Origin of the sequence: Natronoarchaeum sp. GCM10025321 (assembly GCF_042663585.1) — an archaeon.
Taxonomy (GTDB): Archaea; Halobacteriota; Halobacteria; order Halobacteriales; family Natronoarchaeaceae; genus Natranaeroarchaeum.
On record NZ_JBHTAN010000006.1, the window covers coordinates 1,288,391 to 1,309,820 of the forward strand.

The following is a 21,430-nucleotide window of genomic DNA, read 5'->3' on the forward strand; positions in this document are numbered from 1 at the left end:
CAATGTCCAAAACGCTTCGAGAGGCACAGCGGTCTCGGTTGTATCGCAGTGAGGCGACGCCGCAGGAGCAACGCGCCGCACTGCAAAGCGGCGACGTTCCAGTGGCTGTGTACGGCCTGGGGCGGCTTGGCCTCCCGCTCTCGCTGGTCTACGCGGGCACGACCGGCAGCGTCCTCGGCGTCGGCGAGGACGCAGAGCGCGTCGCGCGGATCGAGGACGGCGACTGTCCAATCGAGGACGAACCCAGACTCCCGTCGCTCGTACGGACGGCGACTCAGGCGGGGGCGCTTTCCGCGACGACCGAGACGACTGCGGCCGGGAACGAAGCGACTGTCCACGTCGTCGCGACGGAGACCGGCGTTCGTACCGACGGCGCACCGGACTTTTCCGTACTCAGAACGCTACTCCGGGATATCGCACGCGGGTTGGATCGCAACGATCTGGTACTCGTCGAATCGGTGGTTCCGCCGGGTACCTGCAAAGACGTCGTCAAGCCGATACTGATGGCGGGGAGCGGCCTCGATGCCGGCGAATTCGGCGTCGCGGCCTGTCCGACTCGTGCAAGTCCAGGCCGATCGCTCCGGGACATGCGCGGGGGCTACCCAAAAATCGTCGGCGGGGTCGACCCGGAAAGCACCCGCGCGGCCGAACTGGTGTACGACGAACTCCGTATCTCCGGCGTGGAGACGGTCGAGACCAGCACTGTCGCCGAGTGTGCCCGGATCGTCGGGAGCGTCTATCGGGACGTCACGGTCAGTCTGGCGAACGAACTCGCACGCCTCGCCGACGAACTCGGGACGGACGTCAGGCAGGCCATCGAGGCGGCGAATACGCGGTCGGACTGTCACGTCCCCGAACCGAGGCCCGGTACCGGCGGACACGTACTACCGGACTACCCCTACTACCTCATCAACGAATACGCGTCACCGACGCCGCTGCTCGAATCCGCACGGAGTGTCAACGAGTCGATGCCGGAACATCTCGCAGGAACGCTGGTCCGGGAGTTCGCGTCGGCGAATACCCACATCGAGGATGCAGTAGTGTTACTGCTCGGACTCACCCATCACCCGAACGTGGCCGAAACCCGCAAATCGCCCGCGATCGAACTGGCAAAGACGCTCTCTGGCTTCGGCGCAACTGTGGTCGGCGTCGACCCGCATGTCGATGAGGCTCCGGAGTTCGACGATATTTACCTTGCGGGGCTGGATCACGTCCAGGAGATGGATCTGGACGGCGTCGTCCTGGTGACCGACCACGACGCGTTCGACGAGTTCGACTGGGCGGCGTTCGAGTCACCGCTGGTCGTCCTCGACAGCAGGGATTCGCTGGATCCGTCGACCGACCCTGCCGTCGGGACACATCACGTCGCGACGCTGGGCAGGTCTTCGTCGGATTGACTGCCTCTCGGAGTGCTTCCGGCCGGCGAGAGTCGGGCCCCCGTCTCTCGGATTAGTTTCGGCTGGTGCCGGGGATCGGATCGTAGAAAGGAGGGTACGCCGTCGTCGCGCTGAGGATCACTCGGTTCGCCGCGCCCACCCGATGGCTAGCGTCGCCACGAGAGCAAGGAGCGCAGCGAGGACGCCGAACCCGGAGAGACCATCGTCGCTAGGTGGCCCCTGCGTGTCCGTTTCGCCGCCGTTTTCACCGGTTTCGTTTCCACTGGTCCCGTTTTCACCGCTCACCTCCGATGGCTCCTCGATCACCACAACTGATGTGGTCGATCCGTTGACGCCGACGTCGTACCTTCCCGGTTCGTCGAACGTCAGTTCCGTGGCCAGATGTTCGCTCTCTCCGCCGTCCAATGTGACCGACTGCGTATCGATCACCTCACCCGCCGATGTGAACTCGATATCGAACGTCCCTGACGCATCTCCGGCGTTTGCGACATCGGCCCTCAGCTCGACCGTTTCCCCGGGTCCAGCCGAGGATGGAGTCGTAGAGAGGCCCGATATCGACATCTCAGGGGTCCCCCCCGACGTGATCGTTATCGGCTCGTCTATACTCTGTAGCGACGTGCTCGTGAAGGACTCACCGTCTCCCGAAATCACTTTCCAGTCGTCCACCTGTCCGTCGTAGCCCACTGGATCCTCGTACCGGTAGTCCGCATTCTCGTTAAAGTATGGCTCGATCGTTATCTCCCAGTCCTCGCCGTCGAGACCGCCGTTGAACGCGCCGCCATCGCTTCTGCCCTCCGACCAGATCCAGGTAATCCGACTTGACGTTCCATCGTGATCGAAGCTGTCGAGCGGGCCGCCGTAGTCGGTGTAGGTGTCATCCTCGATGACCCACTCGCCCTCTTCCGGCAGGCCATCGATCTGCATGGTAATCGATCCACCGCGCGTGTCGCCCTCTAGCTTGTCGTGAAGGAGTATGAGGCTTAGTCCGTCGCTCCCCTCGTAGAGCATGAGGACACTGGTGTCGTCCTCCTGATACTCGGTCGTTCCGTACGAACTGTAGAGGTAGTCCGGAGGGTCGTGTGTCTCGGGTGTTCGGTAGTCGTAGAACTCTTCGACCGTCTGGGTCCCGTTGCCGACCGGAACGATTTCTATCTCCTGGTCTCCCTGTGTGATGACGTAGGTCTGCTCACCGTCGTTTGGCGCCCCCACTGTCGACGGAGGCGCGAGTGCGGTGACACAGGCGATGCAGACGAGCAGGACCAGAGCGGTTCTCGAAATGTCTGACGTAGAGTCGTCCATTTGTCGGGCGTTACGACCTGTTCCCCGTTTGCCGACTTTGTTATACCACTGCTTGTGTTTCGTAAGATCGTGCTTCTTTGCAGTGTGAGTGGTCGAACCGGTCGATAGCACCGCTTCTACCGGTGATCACACGGGAACTGAGAGGTGAACAATCTCCGCCATGAGTCGACTGACAGCGGGCAAAACAAGCTCTTTATAACAATGAATCGGTGCCGTGTCAACGATTATACAGTGCAACGAATCGCTCGCGTACGAACTTCTGGTTCCTACTATGTACCGCAATCATAGCATCGGCGTCGTCGTCCCTGCCTACAACGAGGAGGGCTTCGTCGGCGAGGTTCTCGACACGCTACCGGAGTACGTAGACCGCGTGTACGCCGTCGATGATTGCTCGACGGACGGGACCTGGCAGGAGATACAGGCCCATGCGAACAAGCAAAAAGTCGGCTCGGAGCAGATCGCAGACGGCGGGGCCCAGTTCGATAGGCGTATCGTCCCGATCCGTCACGACCGGAACCGCGGCGTCGGCGGTGCGATCAAGACGGGCTATCAGCACGCCCTGTCGGATGGGATCGAGATTACGACAGTCGTCGGCGGCGATGGCCAGATGGATCCCACCGTCCTCGACCGGCTACTCGACCCGATCGTCGAGGGGCGAGCGGAGTACGCCAAAGGGAATCGATTGATCAAGGCCAAGCACCACGAAGAGATGCCGACGTTCCGACTATTCGGTAATTCGATCCTCTCGCTTCTGACGAAGATCGCAAGCGGCTACTGGAAACTCGGCGACCCGCAGAACGGCTACACTGCGATCTCCCTGCACACCCTGGAGACCGTCGATATCGATGACATGTACGAATACTACGGCTACTGCAATGACCTGCTCGTCAAGCTAAACGCCGCCGAGCTACGGGTGGCGGAGGTCGCGATTCCTAGCCGGTACGCCGACGAGGAAAGCCACATCTCGTACCCGCAGTACATCCCGAGAGTCTCCCTCATGTTGCTCTCGAATTTCCTGTGGCGACTCCGCGTGAAGTATCTGGTTCGTGACTTTCACCCGCTGGTGTTTCTCTACGGCATCGGCGCAGTGGCGTCTTTCGTCGGGGTTCTCAGAGCCGTCCGGAACAGGGTCAGCGCAGTAGTGGGAAAGAGCGACGACCACAAGAGTTCGCTTTCGGTCCTCCTCATTGGCACGCTGATGCTGATCCTGGCGATGATCTTCGATATGGAGGAAAACGAAGAGCTCGAAGTTCGCGAGTTCGACTGATCCGTCTCGGCCAGTAGAGTAACCTTACCTACGGTAAAATGGGAATAACAATAGCTACCTACGCCGTTCATTCGGGCGGGGGTTGGTTGGTCCCCTCCGATCCGGCATTATTTTTTGAACGGTCTCCGGGTAAAACGTCCGATGGAGAGCCCAGATCAGGTACGTGATTCCGCGATGAGGGCAGCAATCCCCTCGTCGAGCGGAACCGTCGGTTCGTAGTCGAGGTCCTCACGAGCACGTGCGAGCGCCGCCTCGCTACGCCGGACGTCCCCGGGTCGGGCGTCCGTGTGGACGACCTCCGACTCCGATCCGACAGTGCGACGGATCAGTTCGGCGAGTTCACGGATCGACGTGCTCGTCCCCGTACCGATGTTGTACGCACGGCCGGTGTGATCGGTCGTCGCCGCCGCGAGGTTGGCGTCGACGACGTCCGAGACGTGAACGAAATCTCGGGTCTGTTCGCCGTCGCCATGGACCGTGATCGGTTCGCCGGCCCCGGCCTGTTCGATGAAGGCGCTGATGACCCCGCTGTACTCGCCGGCAGTCTGGCCCGGTCCGTAGACGTTGAAGTATCGGAGCGGGACGGCATCGAGGTCGTACAGATCCGCGAACGCTCGGGTGTACTGGTCGAGTGCTAGTTTGTCGATGGCGTACGGTGATTTCGGCCTCTTCGCCGCGTCTTCCGGTACCGGGGTCCGCTCCGGGTCGCCGTAGATCGCACAGCTAGAGGCGACGACGATTCTAGCGTCCTCCCTGCGTGCCCGTTCGAGCAACTCGACCGTCGCGGTCGCGTTCGTTCGGTGGCTTCGTACCGGATCGTCGACCGAACGATCGACGCTCACGAGCCCTGCCTGATGGAAGATCACGTCGACGTCCGCGGTCGCCCAATCCAGTGCCGACTCGTCGCGCAGGTCGCCCTGGACGAGTTCGGCATCCTCCGGGACCTGTTCGCGTCGTCCCGACGAGAGATCATCTAGCACGCGAAGGTCGTTGTCCGCCACCAGCGCCTCTGCGATGTGGCTGCCGATGAACCCCGCCCCGCCGGTAACGAGGACCGTTTTGTCGGTGATCGGTGGACTATCGGTGTTGCTCCCTGTCATCAGGCGGGCACCCCTCCCGGTGTCGTCGCACTATTCATACGACACAGCACACAGTAGTTGCGGTTTGTTATGGTGCCGCTACGCGCCCTGCCGGATACGAGCGATGGGTCGACGCGCCGCTGACGGCGCTATCATCTACAGGAAAAACGGCAGAATCGATGGCGCTCGGCGACGCTCGATCCTCACTCGTCGGGATCGATCAGGTACAACCGGAACTCACCATTGGACTGGACACGATCGATCTCGGTGCTCTGTTCTAGCTGCTGGAACCCCTGCTCCGTGTACCGTAGTTCGTCGAAGAGTCTGACCTCTCGGTCGTAGTCCGCAGTCGTAGCAGGCACGTAGATGCGTCTGTCGTAAGCCGCAGCCAGATCGCCATTAAAGTCCTCTTCGCTGATCTCCGCACGACTGCCGGGGAACTCGTTGGAAGCTTCCGATCCGGTGCCGTAGTAGGCATTGACGTACCGCCGCGGGCCGGAGCGGATCCCGGCAAACACGATCTCCTCGTCGCGGTCCTCGAACGCCGTCTCGTATCCGCTCATCTGTTGTTCGGTGATCTGATTGCTCGGCTGATACATATACGGAGACGGGTGAAAGGCGAGCAACTGCATGACGAGGAAGATCACGAACAACAACCCGATAGCTGACGATACCACCGGTTTCGCGCCGAGATCGTCGATGCGGTCGATTCCGACTGTGACCGCGGCAGCCCCCAGGATCGTGACGATCACCATCGCAAATCCGAAGTACCGGAAGTACTGATCGGAGGCCGCAGCGACGAAAAATACGGCGAAAAAGAATCCTGCAACGATCAACGTAGCGATCATGTACTGAACGAATCCCCGACCGTCCGGGCCGATCCGGTCTGTGGCCCCGAGAAGCAGAGCGAGGACGAGGATGCCCGCGAAGATCAGGTAGACGAGACTGATGCCGAACAGTTTCACGAACACTTCCTGGAGAGTGCCGCCGAGGACGGCCAGCGAGACGCTCCGGCCAGCGACTCCCGATCCCACTGACCCGCCAGAGAGCAGGCTGGTCACGATGTCGACGATTGCGATGCGGATCCGTTCGAGTCGTGGGACCCACAACAGGTACACCAGCGTGAAAAGTGCCGTCTGGTCGTACAGTCTACGATGCCCGTTGATCGGGTGGTCCGTGTCGCGAAACGTCATGTAGCCGTACTGAAGTAGCGTAATGAGCAGGAACGCCCCGAGCAAAACCAGTGCCTGTTGTGGGTGCAACAGTATGGTCGCTATTGTCGACATGCCAAGCAGGAGTCCAACCGCGGATACCGAGCCGATCGGATATCGGTCACCGCTATCACGGAGATATCCAAACAGCAAGTAGAGGACGACCGGGAGGAACAAGATCGTCTGCGTAGTCGGGTGCGCAGTGGTGTGCGTTCCGAGGTTGTTGATCGGCAACAACAGCAGTCCCGAAAGCAGACCGACGAGCATGGCTGGCCCGGAGTTGGTGATAGAACCCACACAGAGGGGGACGAACAGCAAGAACAGGCCGAAGAACACGACGACTGTCAGCATCACCGCGTGGGTATCCGCAAGCGCACCGCCTTCGGCGAGTATCGTCGCGACTGAGTGGACCCCGGGATACCGCATACTCGCAGGATGCAGATTGCCGGCCTCGAACATCCGGACCCAGCCCAGATGACTCAACGAGTCGCCCGGTCCGTAGAAGTGAAAGCTCCGGAGTATGGGAAGTCCGATCACCGAGAGCACCGCCGATGCGGTCAGCAGCATCGAGCCCTGGCGGATCCGTCGCTCCCCCGCCGAATTGAAGCCGACCCCGATTCCGAGCACGCCTGCGAGACCGAGGCCCACCCAGGTCAGTAGCGGTGTCCCCTGATAGAAGGAAACCTCGTAGCCGTTGGCAGGGTTGGTCCGCGCCACCAGCACGCCCGCTGTCAGGGCGAGAAAACCGACCAATAGCAGTAGCTTTCGAGCGCGTCTTCCCGCCTGGTCAGTCTGTGTCGATGTGGTAGACATTGGTGCTTACTCGTCGAGGACCTCTCGATACACGCGTAGCAGTCGTTCGGCCATTCGCTCGATACGTATCTCGGCGACGACCGCTCTGCCGTTGGATTCGCGGTCGGCGTCGAGGACGGAGACCAGACAGTCGACGAGTTCGGCGTCGTCCTGCGCGACGAAGGAGTGGTGGACTCCGCGCAGGCGCTCGCGAACGTCACCGACGTCCGTCGAGACCACCGGCAGATTGCAGGCCATCGCCTCCTTGACCGAGTTGGGCGACCCCTCGCGATCCGAGGTCAACAAAAGCGCGTCGGCGGCGTTCATGTACACCGACATCCGCCTGTGAGGGACACCGGTCACGAAGTGGAGTTCGACCGGCCCGTCGAGTCGGTCCCGGGCCGCCTCGACGACGCGCTCGGCCAGCGGAGCGTTCTTGACTGACTTCCCTCTCGCGTACGGGAAGAGGACGTGGTTGCGACCGTTGTCCCAGCCAAGGTCCGCCTGGGCCTCGCGCTGATCAGTCGGCTGGAACCGATCGAGATCGATCCCATGCGGGATCACGTGGGCCTCGGTTCCCAGTTCCGCGGCCATCCCGTCGGACATGACGACGACATCGTCGGCAAGCCGGGCACAGAGTTTGCTCACCGGGCCGTACCTGCCGAACAGATCCGACCCCCAGAGCGAGACGACGACAGGAAGGTTCGGTTGCAGGACTGCCGCCGGCGCAGTGAGTCCGTAGTTGGCGTGGACCAGATCGTAGTCGCCGAACGACGCTCCGATGGCCCGGGGCAGGAACTCCAGATACTGCACGATCGACCGACCGCGGATGTCGCCGTCGACGACCCGGTCTTCGGGCACCGAGACTGTAGTACAGGAGATGCCGAACTCCTCGAGTATCGAAACCTGCTGTTTGAAAAACCGCGCTTCGTCGTTCGTCACTAGATTTAAAACCGATATGTCGACGTCGGTCTGCGGACTGGCGTCCGGTCCCGTCTCAGGAGCAGTGACCGTACCTCCCTCATCGACTGCCTGCCGACTCATCGTGCCACCATCTGATAGGCCCGTTTCGCGACTTCCATCCCCGGACCCGAGGACTCGGTGACGTAGTACGGTACCAACTCCGCGGCAAACTTGCTTTTGTACTGACAGAGTCGCTCGGTGTTCGCCCCCATCAGGTCGTAGCCCGTCACCGACTCTATCGGTGGATCCTCGATAATGTCCCGGATCACGTGCCAGTGGAGGAGGCTATTGATGCTGACGTTCTCGTGGGTCGCACGAGTCCCGCCCTGCCAGAAGTAGCCCGCGTCGTTCGAGTAGAGTACGGTGATCCCGCTGAGAAACCGCCCCTCGGGCGTTCGGGCGACGTACACGCGCGAGCGATCGTCGAGCCTCGTTACGAGGTCACGGACGTACGGCCAGGTAAGCGGAAACGTCCGATCCTGCTCCTCGTACCGGCGTTTCGTCGCGTCGTACACGGTACGTGCTCCCTGGACGCCCTCGCGTTCGATCCGGATATCTAGCTCTTCACCATCGCCGATCTCCCGGCGGAGACTCTTGCTGAACGACTTCAGTACGTCGTCGGGCGACCGGTCGTCGAGGTCGAGCAGGTAGGTGAACTTCGTCTCGACGTCCATGTCGGCCCACCGGTAGGGGCGCGGGTCGGTGTAGGCGGCGGTACAGATGGATCGGAACAGCGTCAGGGAGTCGTCGACTCCGATTTCGTCGAGCACGGCTTCGGTGAACTTCCGGTTGACGCGCTCGCGCTTGCGCTGTTTCGGGCTTGTCGGCATGACGATCGGTCCGAGACGGGGGATCCCCATCCCTGGCGGTGGCGAGAAGACGGCGGTGCCGACCGACCGGTTCTGGACGATAACTGGAAACAGTCCGACCGGCTGTTCGCCCTTGAACCCGGCGTAGAGTCGTAGTTCGCCGGGGGCGTGATCGTCGAGCACGGACAGCGCACTCGGCGTGTGAAATACTTCGATCCCTCGATCAGGCAGGGCACGACTCCAGTCGTCGAGAGCAATATCCTCGATTCTCATGCTGGTCGTTCTGTGTATGATGGTCTTCTACCGCCCTTTGTTATCGCGTTCCTACCGGGCCATGCGGCCGCTTGCATGCTGGTCGGTACGCACCGCCTACGTCGACTCGTAGCTGTGACCGACGGCGTTGATCCCTTGCTCCGACCGAGTCCCTGATCCGTTCGCGTCCGGATGTTCCAGCCGTTCGTACAGGTCGCCAGGCGCGCCGACCCAGGCCCCTCGTTCGAGAGCCTCCTCGATGATCCGTCGGTAGAGCGCTGCGAACCCGGGGAAATCGCATCGACTGAAGTAGCGCGGATGCCAGAGTATCGTCATCACAGCACCGCGTTCTTCCGCCTCCGCGAGCACTGCCTTGCACTCCTCCCAGGCGTACTCGAACTGCTCTGCCGGATCCGGAAGCGCGACCTCCATAATCGTCAGCGGGAAGACGACGAACTCGTCATCGAACGGGCGCTGTACCGAATCGCCGTACTGGAACCCGTAGGTGCTGCTGGAACCGAGGCTGGTGTCGTACTGGAGGCCGATCGCTCGGTGATGTCGCCAGGTTTCAGGAAGTTCGAGGTTCAGGTAATGCTGTCGCCCGCCGACTATCTCCTGTCCGAGCACTGATTCGATGTGGGCTTTCTCCTCTCGGAGTCGTTCCCGGTCGTCGTAGGACTTGTAGGAGCCGTGAAGGCCGACCTCCCACCCCCCTGCGTCGAGGTCGTGTATCACGTCTGCGATTTCGGGGTCGTCGAGCGAGTACCGACCCATATACCGATTCCAGTTTTCGGGATCGAACCAGTCACGGATAGGGCGATCACGTAGCAGGTGCTGCTCGTCGAGGAAATAAAAGGCCGACCGGACGCCCAGTGAGTCCTCGATAGCCATGATACGCTTGAACTGCCAGTAAGGGTTCTTCCCCGGGAGCGCGCTTTTCAGGTGGCTGATATCTCGCTCGGTAATAGCGTAGTACGCCGACTGATAGGTCTTGTACGGCCGGTCGACGTCGTGAGTCAGACAGAGTGCGAAGGGGTGGTCATCGATCATTGTGGCCGACCCGTACCGATGGCGTACCGCCGATGCTCAGTCTCTGCGAGGTCCAGCGATGCATGGCCGTCAATGACGACCAGCGGGCGGTCGAAGTCAGTCCAGTCGACTGCGTCGAACTCCTCGTGGGGAGTCGCGAGGACGACCGCGTCGAGGTCGTGGTCGTACAGTGTCTCCAGCGGGATCTGCCCGCCGCCGAACTCGCTCGTGTCGTCGAGCATCGGATCGATGGTCAGGACGTCCGCACCGAGGTCGTCGAGTCTGTGGGTGATCGGAATCGCCGGACTCGCACGGATCTCCTCGACGCCAGGTCGGTAGGTCAATCCGAGGACTGCGACGCGGGCGTCCGCGACGTTCTTCCCGACGCTCGCCAGCTCCTCGGCAAGCTTTCTGATGGTAAAAGCGGGCATCTCGTCGTTGATCTCTCGTGCCGTCTTCAGCAGGCGATTGTCGGTCTCCAGCCCCTCGATGAGGAAGTACGGGTAGTACGGTATGCAGTGACCGCCGACGCCGGGGCTCGGATCGTGGATGTCACAATAGGGCTGGGTGTTGGCGACGCTGATCGCCTCGCGGACGTCGATCCCCAGTTCGTCAGTCATCTGGGCGAGTTCGTTCGCCAGCGCGATGTTGACGTCCCGGTAGACGCCCTCGAACACTTTGACCGCCTCCGCCGTCGTCGTATCCGAGACGGGAATCGTCCCCTTCGCGTTGATCTCCTCGTAGATGAGTTGGGCAACGCGGGTGCTCTCGGCGTCGATACCGCCGACGACCTTGGGGTACGCTCCCTGGATATCTTCGAGCGCCCGCCCGCTTGCGGTGCGTTCCGGGCAAAAGGCGAGACCGAACTCGCCGACGTCTACCCCGCTTTCTCGCGTGAGACGCGGGTGAACGACCTCGGAGCAGGTCCGTGGCGGGACAGTCGATTCGACGATAACGAGGTCGCCGGCCGAGAGGCCGCTCGCCACGTCGTCGACCACACTCTGTAGGATCGACAGGTCGGGGACGTGCTCGTCGGTCAACAGCGTCGGGACGATAATGACGTGGACGGTCGCCGCTCGGGCCGCTTCGGCCGGGTCGTCGACTGCACGGAGGGCATCTTCCGCGACGAGTTCGGACACGAGTTCGGCGAGACCGGGTTCGCGTTTGATATGACTCTCGCCGCGGTTGATACTCTCGACGACGTCCTCGTCGATGTCCGCCCCGATAACGTTGCTGCAGGTTTCTCCGTACACGCCCGCGAGCGGGAGACCCATCTTTCCGAGACCGTAGACGGCGACCGGAATCTCGCCGGCGCGAAACGCCCGGCGCTGTTCCTCGGTGGCACTGTCGCCAACGGCGGGATCGTACAGGGTTGGAGTCGTCGTTCGGCTCATCCAATGAGGTTCCTCCCGTCGAGCGGTTCGGGAAGCGGTTCATGTGTGGCCGGCGCGCCCACCGCGAGCGTCTCCGGCGGAACGTCTTCGGTGACGACAGCACCAGCGGCGACGAACGAGCCCTCACCGACCGTGACGCCGGGAAGGATGACCGCGTTCGCGCCGACGGAGACGTGATCCGACAGCGTCGGGCCGACCAGGCCCTCGTCGCGTCGGACAGGATACGGATCGTTCGTACAGACCGCGTGCGGGCCGAGAAACACCTGGTCGCCGATATCGGTGTACGGCGGGACGTAGACCCCCGTCTGGAGGCTAACCGAGGATCCGATGGTCGTCGTCCCGTCGATGACGGTGTTCGTCCCCACGACGACGTCGTCGCCGATAGCCGTCTGTTCCCTGACGACGGCGTTATGACCGGTCTGGAACCGGTCTCCGATTTCCACGTCGGAGTAGATGATCGTCCCCGACCGGATGGTCGCGTCGGACCCGATCGATGGAGGGTCGCCGTCTTCGCCCGGTGTGCCGATAGTGACGTTCGGCTGGACGTTGACGTCGGGGCCGTACTGGGCCCCAGTCATCGAGACCCTCCGCCGTGTCCTGTCTTCGGGTGCTGCACTGTACATTGCCGATCGGTGCTCGTCATTAGAGTACTGAGTGAATCCATTCGCGGTCACACGCCCGCCGAGGCGTTATCGGTAGGTAACGTGTGATTCTCTTTGTTATACTCGTATTTCGAGAAGTAGGACAGTTATACCTGACTGCGGGCCGGGACACGGAACCGTTAGCGGTTCTGGATGACGTCGACGACGTCCGACTCGTCGGCGACGATGAACGCGTCCGACCGGAGGGCGTCCTCGTCAGCGGGGAGGAACAGGAGTTGCTCGCGACCTGCGGTGTCGGTGGATACGACGTCCCATTCCAGCGGATCGTAGCCCAGGTCGGCCTCCGGGTCCGGATCCATCGGGACGGTCTCCCACTCGTTCGATACCATTGCTAACTCGCCCCCGGAGGGCCTGATCGACGCTCTTTCGGAAACTGTATCGGCATTGTCCGACACGGAGTGGTTCTATAGCGCATGAATCTTACCGCCGATCGATATGAAGCGTTGCGTCGCCCCGGACCTCGACACTGACAACGTTGCCAGAGTAGCGATACCCATCTACACCTTGCCCGATGACGCCGATAGCTTTGTCCTCCGAGACGTTCGATGGAAGCGCATCCCACGCCATCCCCTTGTTAGCGATGGAGGTGTAATCCTCGCTCCGTTCGAGTTCGCCCGAGACGGTGAGCACGTACTGGCTCACGGTGTCGTTTTCGGAGCCATCGATGACGATGACGTTCGATATCTCCTCGTCGTCGGTGTCAGGGTCGTCCCCGTCCGAGGTGTACTGATCGTTGTCCGTGTCATTATCGGTCGTATCCTCGTCAGAGGTGCTATCGTCCTCTTCCTCGGCCTGCGTCCGCTCGACGAGTTCGTTGGCGTCGACCCGGTCCCCGTCCAGTTCGATTACCATGTCTTCCGAGAAGACCTCGGCTTCGGTTACCTGCCCGAACACCTCGAAGGCGTCACCGTAGCCGTTACCGGAGCTGCCCTCTGCGACGTACTGCTCTCCATCGCGATTGATCTCGAAGTTACTCGTCGCCCGGACGCCATTGCCGCTCGGACTCTGATAGGGCGATTCGCCCAGCGGTTCGATCGGGCCATCAGCGACTATCCGATACGCCGAGGAGGGCGCGTCCTCGGTCGTGATGAACGTTACTAGATGCGGATCTGTATCCGGGGTTTCCTCCGTCTGCTCGTCCCCGGATTCGGCCGCGTCACGGTCGCCGACCGGTGCTCGGGGGGTCTTCGAGGCCATGTCACAACTCGATCCCTCGCAGTTGTTCGAGCCGGGCTCGATGCGCTGGTTCCCGGGTCCGGTCGCGTGGTTGTCGCTGCCCGACCAGGAGCCGCCACGATATCCGATTGCGGGGCTACCGCCTTCGTTGTAGATGCGAGTGTTCTCGACCACGCCGCTTCCGCCGTTATCCCGGGGGTGGATTTCGATCGGTGCATACGACAGTTCGTTGTAGACGTCACAATCTCGGATCGTGATGTTCTGACCGTTTCCTGACGTCCCCTCGCGGACCCAGATGCCACGCATATTGATACCGCTTGAGTCCCAGAGATCGTTTCGCTGATCGTCCAGAACGACGGTGGCGCCCTCGACCGTCGAGTTCGTGCCCCCGACCCGGACGTTCGCGATGTTGTTGTTCTTGTAGAGGCCGCCGAACACGTTGACCTCGCCGTCGTTCCCGAAGGAGCCACCGGGCGCGCTCCCATAGAGGCCGTTATCGGTGAACCCTTCCAGCCAGCAGTGTTCGAAGTTCGCAACGCCCGCGTGTTCGGGGCGTACGAACACTCCTTCGCCCTCCTCGTTGCTACCGTCGGGCCGAGCAACGCGTCTGATCGTCACCTCGTCACCGCTGTGGGCCCGCGCGGTGATGTTGCCGTTACCTCCAGCGACGCCTCGCCACATGATGTTGTCGACCAGCACATCGCCGCCGTTAGCGGCGATTACTTCCGAGAACGTGTAATCGTCGCCGTGGTCGAACACCACGTCGCCAAAGTCCCCTTCGCCACGAACCACGAGGTCGGCGTAGCCCGAACCGTGCCCACGGCTGAAAGCTCTCGTCGAGTAGTCGTATGTCCCCGCAGGGATGATTATCTCCATCCCGTCGTCGATGTAGTCTGACAGCCATTCGCCCGCGTCGTCGCCCTCTTCCATTCCCTCTTCACCGAGGTGGACAGTGCTCGCAGCGGCAGAGCCACTAAATAGACTCCCAACCCCCACCGCCGCAGTTGCGCCGCCAATAGTTTTCAGATACGACCGTCTCGGTAGCGATGATCCGCTTCTACCGTCGTCCGCACCTCGGTTATAATCTCCCATACTCCCGTAGGAACATCCTACTTTAATAACCCTTTTGACGGATTTGAGTACAATACTCTACGGTTGAGAAAAAATACATATATAAACATATTACTTACTAATATATACTTGCAGGTTACAATCGTAACTGGGTAATAAGGACTTACTCACGCCCGCCTCCATCCGACCCGCAAATGAAGCGGATTACTGTCTGTGTGATACAGCTTACTCGTGATATGATGTTCTTACTGCCGGTGAAGGGCCTCTAGCGCGGGAGTCAGAACGTCCCGAAGATTCGTACTGCCGTCGGAGTGGATTCACTCGCAAAGAACTGGCCTCGTAGGGCTGTAAAGACTACATTAAGAGGGGAAATAGCGGAGTAAGCGGGTTGTGATCGGTCTCGTAGTGAACGAACGCAATCATACGGCTACTCCCATCAGTTCCGTTCGGCGAGGAACGCTATCGCTTCGTGAACGTCGATCAGTCCGATGGCGACCGAGAGCACTGCCCAGATCAGGACCCCAGCAGCGATGACACCGGCGAGGGTGAGCAGTCCCGAGACGTGAGGAAGCGTGAGAAACACGACAAGACCCATGGCGAGGGAGATACCGGAGACGATGACAGCGTCGCGCACCATTTTTACGAGTTGGAGATCGAGTTCCCGGTGGATCACCAGTACGTTCGTGGCAGTGTACGCAGTAAACGTAATAACCGTCGCGGCCGCTGCCCCGGCGACGCCCAGCAACGGGAGCAACAGGAGATTCAAAAAGAAGTTCGCGATAGCTGTGAGGCCCTTCGCGATCGCACGAATTCTCGCCCGGCCGAGATAATCGAGGCTATCGGTCGTGATCAGGTTGACCGCGTTGACGAGGATGAATATACTGAGTATCTGTAAGACGGGGACAGCCCCGAGATACTCCGTCCCGAGGACGTGACGAATCAGCGGTTCGGCGACCAGTACAAGCCCGACCGCCCCGGGAATATACAGGAGTGAGACGTGTTTGAACGATTCCTCGTAGAGCCGTGCCGCTCTCTCCGTTTCGTTGGCGGACTTTTGCTCGCCCAGTGCGGGAGAGATGGTAAAGCCCAGCGAGCGTACCGGTACGGAGGCGAAATTGGCGACCTGCCTCGCTATCGTATAGAAACTCACTGCCGTAGAGCCCAGGATTACGCCGACGAGAACAGTGTCGACGCGCTTGTCGAGAACGTTCGCTCCGCGGGTCGCCGTCAGCGGAACGCTGTATTCCAGAATCCGACGTGAAAGCCCGTCTTCGAACTCCACTGCCGGATCGAAACTGCGGTAGAAGTAGACGTAGAGCCCGACGAGTCCGACCGTCACCGCGGCAATGTATCCCAGAACGTAACCGCCGAACGCGCCCAGTGCCTCGTACCCGAGCAGGACTAGCCCGACGGCGAACACGAGGCGAGTGACGTTCTCGATGATCCCCATCATAGCACTCCAGTCGACGCGGTTGAACCCCTGAAAAACGAGTATACAGTACTGGTAGATCGCTCGAAAGAAGAGGTATGCGACGCCGACGAGCAGGAACGGTGCCAATCTCGGTTCGTCCAGGAAGTTCGCGAGCCACTCTCTCGAAACGATCAGTCCGATCCCGACCAGAACCGCGAGCGTGACGATATACACGAGCGAGCGGCGGAGTATCAGCGGGATTTGCGAGGGGTCCTCCTCGAGATACTCGTTAACGTACCGGGCCGTCGATTTTGGGAGTCCGAGCGTAGCGAATATCGTAATGACGCCGATGACCGAGAGGGCGAAGTACAGGAGGCCATACTCGTCTCGACCGAGCAGGTACCGGGCGAGCACGATGATCATCGCCGCGTTGGCACCCGCCTTGATAATGCGCGAGAGCAGCGTAGCTTTCAGTCCGCGGGAAATACGTTGTGATAGTGACATAAGGAGGATGGAAGGCTACTGTCGGACCGAACCGGGAGCAACAGGCTGTCTCGTGATTGCACTCTATCAAACGGGTGCGGCATAGCGGCTTTGTTATACCTCCGTTACCACAGTTGATCGAACGGATGTGGAACTGCAGTTTCGCCCGCGCGTCGAGTCGGGTCCCGATACACAGGTATGCCGGTCAGGGTTGTACTCTCCCAGGTAGAATGATCACGGAGAGGCCAAAACAGTTTGCTGATAACTCCTGAACGAGGGGTCTCTCAACTGGCGTGTAGCGGGACCGCTTCACCTGGTAATACGCTCCTACTATCGTGTGTAGAACAGAACTGCGGCGGATCCGCACGGCACCCGGATCCGGCGCAGTCGCAGGAATCAGGGGACAGTGGGGCCCACAGAGTGGCGGGAAAGATCGACCTACCGAGCCGATACCCTGTCGCGCTGGGCATGGATCACCAAACCAAACAGGGTGCCGACAGGAACCGGTTCGTCGACGGCCGAACCGATCGGCAGAGCGGTCCATTCGTAGCCTCTGCAGAACAATAGTCGCATATCCGTATCGTTTCGGGAAAGAGATCCATAACAAAGAGTTGCACTATCTACTCATTGAGGTACATGCAGACACTGCTTGTTGGTATCGATGCAGCCTGTGCGCGGGTACTCGACCCGCTGTTCGAGGCAGGAGCGACTCCCACGCTCGAGGCTCTCTTCGAGGACGGTGTCTCGGGCGAGCTCGAATCGCAGATCCCCCCGTGGACGCCGAGCGCATGGCCCTCAGTCTACACCGGCGTCAACCCCGGGAAGCACGGCGTCTTTAGCTTCCTGACGTTCGACGGCTACGACTGGGACGTCATCAACCGGACCGACGTAGACGAGTTCGCAATCTGGGAACTCCTCGACCGCAACGAGTTTTCGAGCGTCGTCGTCAACGTCCCCGTGACATCTCCGCCGGACGATATCGACGGGGCGATTGTTCCGGGCTACACCGCGCCGGAGGGGCCACCCTGCCAGCCGGAGGGAGTGCTTGACGACATTCGGGACGAACTCGGTGAGTACCGGATCTACGGAAGCCATCCTGCCGGTGATACCCCTGACGAGGAGAAGATCGAGGAGTACTGTGCGCTAACGCGAAGCCGCGGCGAGGCGTTTCGGTACCTCGCGGACCGGTTCGAGCCGGATTTCGGCTTCCTGCAGTTCCAGCAGACGGACACCGTGTTCCACGAGTATCCGGATCGCTGGGACGTGATCGAGCGGATCTACGAGACCGTCGACGAGCAAGTCGCCGCGATACTCGAAGAGTACGATCCGGACACCGTCGTCGTAGTCAGCGACCACGGCATCGGCGAGTACGAGGGCTACGAGTTCCGGGTCAACGAGTTCCTGAACGACGAGGGGTTCGTCGAACGTATCGCCGGTGAGAGCGGGATGCCCTCGTGGTCTTCAATCGCGCAGAACGAACTCCGAGAGGGCAATCCGGGGGCGAGCGAGGAGCAAACAGCCGTCGAGCGACTGCTGTCGGCGGCGGCCAAAGTCGGCATCACCAGCCAGCGGATGGCCACCGCGCTCGACCGGATCGGCCTGAAAGAGGCCGTCGCAGCGCGCGTTCCCGGGGACGTCGCCAGGGCCGCCTCCGAGAGTGTCGATTTCGAGGCCTCGACGGCGTATATGCGTGCCCGGATCGAACTCGGCGTCCGGATCAATCTACAGGGGCGCGAACCGTCGGGCGTCGTGGACCCCAGCGAGTACGATACCGTCCGGACGCGGCTCATCGAGTCGCTCCGAGGCGTCGAGACGCCGGACGGGGAACCGGTGTTCGAAACCGTCGCGCCGCGCGAAGAGTTGTTTCACGGCGACCACGTCGAGAACGCTCCGGACGTCATCACCATTCCGTCGTCGTTCGATCATTTCCTGACGGCCTCGCTCCGCGGCGAGCGGTTCGGATCGCCACAGGAACCCTGGAACCACAAGATAGACGGGACCTTCGCGGTATCCGGGGCGGCGATAGAAACGCCCGGGACGGCGACAGCGCATCTGTTCGACGTCGCGCCGACGGTGCTGGCGACGATGGGTGTGGCGGCGAGCGAGCGCATGGACGGCACCACGATGCCCTGTATCGAGCCAGCAGGGCGCGAATCGTATCCGGAGTACGAACGCGACGAGACGACCCGTACCGACGACGCACAGGTCGAACAGCAACTCGCTGACCTGGGGTACCTCGAATGAGTGTCGAAATCGAACTGTACGACGGGGACGACCGGGAGCGCTGGAACAGACACGTCGATCAGTCACCACAGTCCACGCCGTTTCACCGCTACGAGGCGCTCGAAGTGCTCGCCGACGCCTCGGGAACGGAACTGTACCCGATGGTCGGTTACAAGGGTCAGGAACCAGTCGGACTGTTGCCCGTTTTCGTTCTGTCCAAAGGGCCAGTCGCTGCGGCGTTCTCCCCACCCCCCGACCTGAAGATCAGCTATCTCGGGCCGGCGCTCCTCAACTTCGAGAAACTCAAGCAACGCAAGGCCGAGCGGCGGCACGACAGGTTCGTGGAAGGGTGTATCGACCGCCTCGAAGCGGAGTGTAACCCGCGATTCGTACAGGTACGCTCCGGCCCGTGGTACGACGACCCCCGCCCGTTTGGCTGGAACGAGTTCAAGGTGACTCCGGCCTACACCTACGTCGTCGACCTCGATAGTGATCGGGACGAACTCATACAGTCGTTTAGTAGTGATGCCCGACGGAACGTGAGGGGCAGTACCGACGCTGACGTCGAGATCAAGGTGGGTGGCCGGCGGTCGATCAAGCGGATCATTACGCAGGTGACGGAGCGACACGAGAGACAGGGCGAAAGCTACAATCTGACGCCGGAGACGGTTACTGCACTCTACGGGCGCCTCGGCGAAGAGACCGTTCGCCCGTACGTCTGTACGGTCGACGGGGCGTTCGGCGGCGGCGTCGTGACGCTCGAGGACAGCGGCACGATATACCGGTGGCAGGGCGGCGCGAAACCGGAAACCGACGTTCCGATCAACGACCTGCTGGACTGGCACATCATGACCGACGCGATGGACCGCGGGACCGGGCAGTACGACCTCGTGGGAGCGAACAATCAGCGCCTCTGTGGCTACAAGGCGAAGTTCGCTCCCGAACTGAAACTCTACTACAGTATCCAGCACAGTTTGCCGGGGATGGGGTTGCTCTCGGGCCTGTACAAACAGATCCGGTAACAGCCTCAAGGCCCATACAGCGCAACCCCCGGATGTCCGTGCGGAACGATGAGACTGTTCGGAGTAGCACCGTCTTACTCCGAGGTGAGACCCGGAAGAGAGATCCTTGGGACCAGGTCAGAGCAGGACCGTCGACGGCGGTAGGGTCGACGAACTCCTCCCACAGCAGTACTCGACCAGTGGCGTTACCGGTCGTGCAGAGTAAGCACATGAGAACTCACTCTCCCTGCCGGACGTTCGATACCGCCTTTGAAATCCCGTAAGATAGCTATAACAAAGCCTCGAAAAGCGGCAGTTGCATATATCCGAATCATGCATCCTGACAGAGCGTTTATCCTCGGGTTCGACGGACTACCCTGGAATCTCGTCGAACGGTGGGCTGGCGAGGGGAAACTGGAGAACTTCGCGAGACTGTTCGAGGAGGGGGCTTCGGGGCCACTCAGGAGCACCACCCCGGCAGAGACGGCCCTGGCCTGGCCCTCGATTTCGACCGGTGTCCGAGCGGATACACACGGGATCTACGATTTCCAGAAACTGTATAGCAACTACACACACCGGATGAACACGAGCAGCGACCGGGAGGGCACGGCGCTCTGGGAGCACCTCTCACCGGCCGTCGTCGGCAACGTCCCGATGACGTACCCTGCCAGCGAGATAGATGGGAAGATGGTGACCGGGATGATGACGCCGTCACTGAACGAGGATTTCACCCATCCCCCCGAATTGAAAGCCGAGATCGAACGCTCGATTCCGGACTACGAGATCGGTCTCCGGTGGGTCGAGTACGCCGATGCCCCCGACCAACTGGGTGCGGATCTCCAGGCGAGCGTCGAGAACCGACGCGCGTTATTGCGGATGCTGATGGATACCGACGACTGGCGGTTGTTCTTTTTTGTGTTTACGGCACCGGATCGCCTGCAACATCTCAACTGGGACGAGACGGTATTGCTCGAGCACTACCGATATCTGGACGATATCCTCGGCGAGGTGATCGACTACACCGAAGAGCGCGGAGCGAACCTCTTCGTCGTCTCGGATCACGGGTTCGGCCCGATATCGAAAGCCGGGTACCCGAACCATGTTCTGGAGCAGAACGGATTGCTTGTCCGTGAGCAAGGGAACAGCAAGCGGGGCGTGCTGGAACGACTCGGGATCACGAAAGATGCCGTCGAGTCCCTGCTCACTAGACTGCCAGTCAGCGAGTCGCAGCTAGTCGACATCCTTCCCCAGCAACTTACGGATACGGTTGCCAGACAGATTCCGGGTGATCATCCGCTCTACGACGTCGATTTCGACAACACGACGGCCTTTTTCCACGGGACCAGCAATCTGTATGTGAACAGGACGGATCAGTTCGACTGTGGGACAGTCCCACCCGAGGACGTCGACGACGTCAAGCGCACTCTGCAGGGCATTTTCGAAGACACGACCGACCCGGAAACCGGAGACCGGATCTTCGAACTCATCGACGGCGACGAACTGTTCCCGAACGACGACCACTCTCCCGATTTCGTCGTCGAGGGGCGCGAGGGGTACCTGGTGCGGTCTGCGCTGAGCGAGGACGTCGTTACCGATACTGGGTCGATGGAAGCGACGCACGACCCCGAGGGAATATTCTTCGCGCTTGGACCATCCGTCGAAGCCACGGAGGTAACCGATGCGACGGTGTACGATGTCGCCCCGACGGTACTGCACAGCATGGGTGAGACGATACCGAAGCAGATGGATGGGGAAGTGCTAGAAACTGCACTGACGCTCGACACTGCTCCTCGACGCCAGAATATCCAACACCGACAGGGCGAAAGGGCGACCAGCGAAGATGACGATTTCGGGGAGGTCGAAGACAGACTACGCGGGCTGGGATATATCGAATAGCGACGACGGGGCCGC

At 61.1% G+C, this 21,430-nt stretch carries 16 protein-coding genes; 5 read left to right on the top strand and 11 right to left on the bottom strand.

Annotated elements, in window-relative coordinates:
* The first annotated feature begins 2 nt into the window (after positions 1 to 2).
* Positions 3 to 1,397, top strand: a complete 1,395-nt coding sequence (locus tag ACFQL3_RS09310; protein WP_377053558.1) for a nucleotide sugar dehydrogenase — start codon at positions 3 to 5, stop codon at positions 1,395 to 1,397.
* A 117-nt stretch (positions 1,398 to 1,514) separates the two neighbouring features.
* Here the strand turns inward: ACFQL3_RS09310 and ACFQL3_RS09315 are convergent, their stop codons facing one another.
* Entirely contained in the window at positions 1,515 to 2,696 is a 1,182-nt protein-coding gene (locus tag ACFQL3_RS09315) for a CARDB domain-containing protein (RefSeq protein ID WP_377053560.1), read from the bottom strand.
* 271 nt (positions 2,697 to 2,967) lie between these two features.
* Between ACFQL3_RS09315 and ACFQL3_RS09320 the strand changes: the two genes are divergently transcribed.
* Positions 2,968 to 3,963 (top strand): glycosyltransferase family 2 protein, encoded by a 996-nt coding sequence (locus ACFQL3_RS09320; RefSeq protein ID WP_377053562.1) that lies wholly within the window; start codon positions 2,968 to 2,970, stop codon positions 3,961 to 3,963.
* Positions 3,964 to 4,118: 155 nt separating this feature from the next.
* On the opposite strand, the gene ACFQL3_RS09325 is transcribed toward ACFQL3_RS09320, so the two are convergent.
* The 10 genes from ACFQL3_RS09325 to ACFQL3_RS09370 form a co-directional block, all read right to left on the bottom strand.
* The gene (locus ACFQL3_RS09325) at positions 4,119 to 5,063 is read right to left on the bottom strand and encodes an NAD-dependent epimerase/dehydratase family protein (RefSeq protein ID WP_377053564.1); all 945 of its coding nucleotides are present in this window, start codon (positions 5,061 to 5,063) and stop codon (positions 4,119 to 4,121) included.
* 182 nt (positions 5,064 to 5,245) lie between these two features.
* Positions 5,246 to 7,066 (bottom strand): hypothetical protein, encoded by a 1,821-nt coding sequence (locus tag ACFQL3_RS09330; RefSeq protein WP_377053566.1) that lies wholly within the window; start codon positions 7,064 to 7,066, stop codon positions 5,246 to 5,248.
* A gap of 6 nt (positions 7,067 to 7,072) precedes the next feature.
* Entirely contained in the window at positions 7,073 to 8,089 is a 1,017-nt protein-coding gene (locus tag ACFQL3_RS09335) for a glycosyltransferase family 4 protein (RefSeq protein ID WP_377053568.1), read from the bottom strand.
* Positions 8,086 to 9,090, bottom strand: a complete 1,005-nt coding sequence (locus ACFQL3_RS09340; protein WP_377053570.1) for a GNAT family N-acetyltransferase — start codon at positions 9,088 to 9,090, stop codon at positions 8,086 to 8,088. Before ACFQL3_RS09340 ends, ACFQL3_RS09335 begins: the two co-directional genes overlap by 4 nt.
* Positions 9,091 to 9,186: 96 nt before the next feature.
* The gene (locus tag ACFQL3_RS09345) at positions 9,187 to 10,119 is read right to left on the bottom strand and encodes a polysaccharide deacetylase family protein (RefSeq protein ID WP_377053572.1); all 933 of its coding nucleotides are present in this window, start codon (positions 10,117 to 10,119) and stop codon (positions 9,187 to 9,189) included.
* Positions 10,116 to 11,492 carry a nucleotide sugar dehydrogenase gene (locus tag ACFQL3_RS09350; RefSeq protein ID WP_377053574.1) on the bottom strand — a complete coding sequence of 459 codons (1,377 nt, stop codon included), beginning with the start codon at positions 11,490 to 11,492 and terminating at the stop codon, positions 10,116 to 10,118. Before ACFQL3_RS09350 ends, ACFQL3_RS09345 begins: the two co-directional genes overlap by 4 nt.
* Complete coding sequence (locus ACFQL3_RS09355; protein ID WP_377053576.1) at positions 11,489 to 12,070, bottom strand: acyltransferase; 582 nt, start codon at positions 12,068 to 12,070, stop codon at positions 11,489 to 11,491. The genes ACFQL3_RS09350 and ACFQL3_RS09355 overlap by 4 nt, the downstream gene beginning before the upstream one ends.
* A gap of 203 nt (positions 12,071 to 12,273) precedes the next feature.
* On the bottom strand, positions 12,274 to 12,483 hold the full coding sequence (locus ACFQL3_RS09360) for a hypothetical protein (protein WP_377053578.1): 210 nt from the start codon (positions 12,481 to 12,483) through the stop codon (positions 12,274 to 12,276).
* Positions 12,484 to 12,574: 91 nt separating this feature from the next.
* Positions 12,575 to 14,422 (bottom strand): hypothetical protein, encoded by a 1,848-nt coding sequence (locus ACFQL3_RS09365; protein ID WP_377053580.1) that lies wholly within the window; start codon positions 14,420 to 14,422, stop codon positions 12,575 to 12,577.
* 415 nt (positions 14,423 to 14,837) lie between these two features.
* Positions 14,838 to 16,316 carry a flippase gene (locus ACFQL3_RS09370; RefSeq protein ID WP_377053582.1) on the bottom strand — a complete coding sequence of 493 codons (1,479 nt, stop codon included), beginning with the start codon at positions 16,314 to 16,316 and terminating at the stop codon, positions 14,838 to 14,840.
* A gap of 615 nt (positions 16,317 to 16,931) precedes the next feature.
* Between ACFQL3_RS09370 and ACFQL3_RS09375 the strand changes: the two genes are divergently transcribed.
* The 3 genes from ACFQL3_RS09375 to ACFQL3_RS09385 all read left to right on the top strand — a co-directional run bounded on the left by ACFQL3_RS09375 (position 16,932) and on the right by ACFQL3_RS09385 (position 21,415).
* Positions 16,932 to 18,539, top strand: a complete 1,608-nt coding sequence (locus tag ACFQL3_RS09375) for an alkaline phosphatase family protein (protein ID WP_377053584.1) — start codon at positions 16,932 to 16,934, stop codon at positions 18,537 to 18,539.
* The gene (locus tag ACFQL3_RS09380) at positions 18,536 to 19,540 is read left to right on the top strand and encodes a GNAT family N-acetyltransferase (protein ID WP_377053586.1); all 1,005 of its coding nucleotides are present in this window, start codon (positions 18,536 to 18,538) and stop codon (positions 19,538 to 19,540) included. The genes ACFQL3_RS09375 and ACFQL3_RS09380 overlap by 4 nt, the downstream gene beginning before the upstream one ends.
* A 312-nt stretch (positions 19,541 to 19,852) precedes the next feature.
* On the top strand, positions 19,853 to 21,415 hold the full coding sequence (locus tag ACFQL3_RS09385) for an alkaline phosphatase family protein (RefSeq protein ID WP_377053588.1): 1,563 nt from the start codon (positions 19,853 to 19,855) through the stop codon (positions 21,413 to 21,415).
* The last annotated feature ends 15 nt before the right edge of the window (positions 21,416 to 21,430 follow it).

Excerpts from the sequence above, each read along its gene's own strand:
- ACFQL3_RS09335 (WP_377053568.1), bottom strand. The coding sequence starts at position 8,089 with ATGAGTCGGCAGGCAGTCGATGAGGGAGGTACGGTCACTGCTCCTGAG.
- ACFQL3_RS09360 (WP_377053578.1), bottom strand. The coding sequence starts at position 12,483 with ATGGTATCGAACGAGTGGGAGACCGTCCCGATGGATCCGGACCCGGAG.
- ACFQL3_RS09340 (WP_377053570.1), bottom strand. The coding sequence starts at position 9,090 with ATGAGAATCGAGGATATTGCTCTCGACGACTGGAGTCGTGCCCTGCCT.
- ACFQL3_RS09355 (WP_377053576.1), bottom strand. The coding sequence starts at position 12,070 with ATGACTGGGGCCCAGTACGGCCCCGACGTCAACGTCCAGCCGAACGTC.
- ACFQL3_RS09310 (WP_377053558.1), top strand. The coding sequence starts at position 3 with ATGTCCAAAACGCTTCGAGAGGCACAGCGGTCTCGGTTGTATCGCAGT.
- ACFQL3_RS09330 (WP_377053566.1), bottom strand. The coding sequence starts at position 7,066 with ATGTCTACCACATCGACACAGACTGACCAGGCGGGAAGACGCGCTCGA.
- ACFQL3_RS09370 (WP_377053582.1), bottom strand. The coding sequence starts at position 16,316 with ATGTCACTATCACAACGTATTTCCCGCGGACTGAAAGCTACGCTGCTC.
- ACFQL3_RS09380 (WP_377053586.1), top strand. The coding sequence starts at position 18,536 with ATGAGTGTCGAAATCGAACTGTACGACGGGGACGACCGGGAGCGCTGG.
- ACFQL3_RS09365 (WP_377053580.1), bottom strand. The coding sequence starts at position 14,422 with ATGGGAGATTATAACCGAGGTGCGGACGACGGTAGAAGCGGATCATCG.
- ACFQL3_RS09315 (WP_377053560.1), bottom strand. The coding sequence starts at position 2,696 with ATGGACGACTCTACGTCAGACATTTCGAGAACCGCTCTGGTCCTGCTC.
- ACFQL3_RS09320 (WP_377053562.1), top strand. The coding sequence starts at position 2,968 with ATGTACCGCAATCATAGCATCGGCGTCGTCGTCCCTGCCTACAACGAG.
- ACFQL3_RS09375 (WP_377053584.1), top strand. The coding sequence starts at position 16,932 with ATGCAGACACTGCTTGTTGGTATCGATGCAGCCTGTGCGCGGGTACTC.
- ACFQL3_RS09385 (WP_377053588.1), top strand. The coding sequence starts at position 19,853 with ATGCATCCTGACAGAGCGTTTATCCTCGGGTTCGACGGACTACCCTGG.
- ACFQL3_RS09350 (WP_377053574.1), bottom strand. The coding sequence starts at position 11,492 with ATGAGCCGAACGACGACTCCAACCCTGTACGATCCCGCCGTTGGCGAC.
- ACFQL3_RS09325 (WP_377053564.1), bottom strand. The coding sequence starts at position 5,063 with ATGACAGGGAGCAACACCGATAGTCCACCGATCACCGACAAAACGGTC.
- ACFQL3_RS09345 (WP_377053572.1), bottom strand. The coding sequence starts at position 10,119 with ATGATCGATGACCACCCCTTCGCACTCTGTCTGACTCACGACGTCGAC.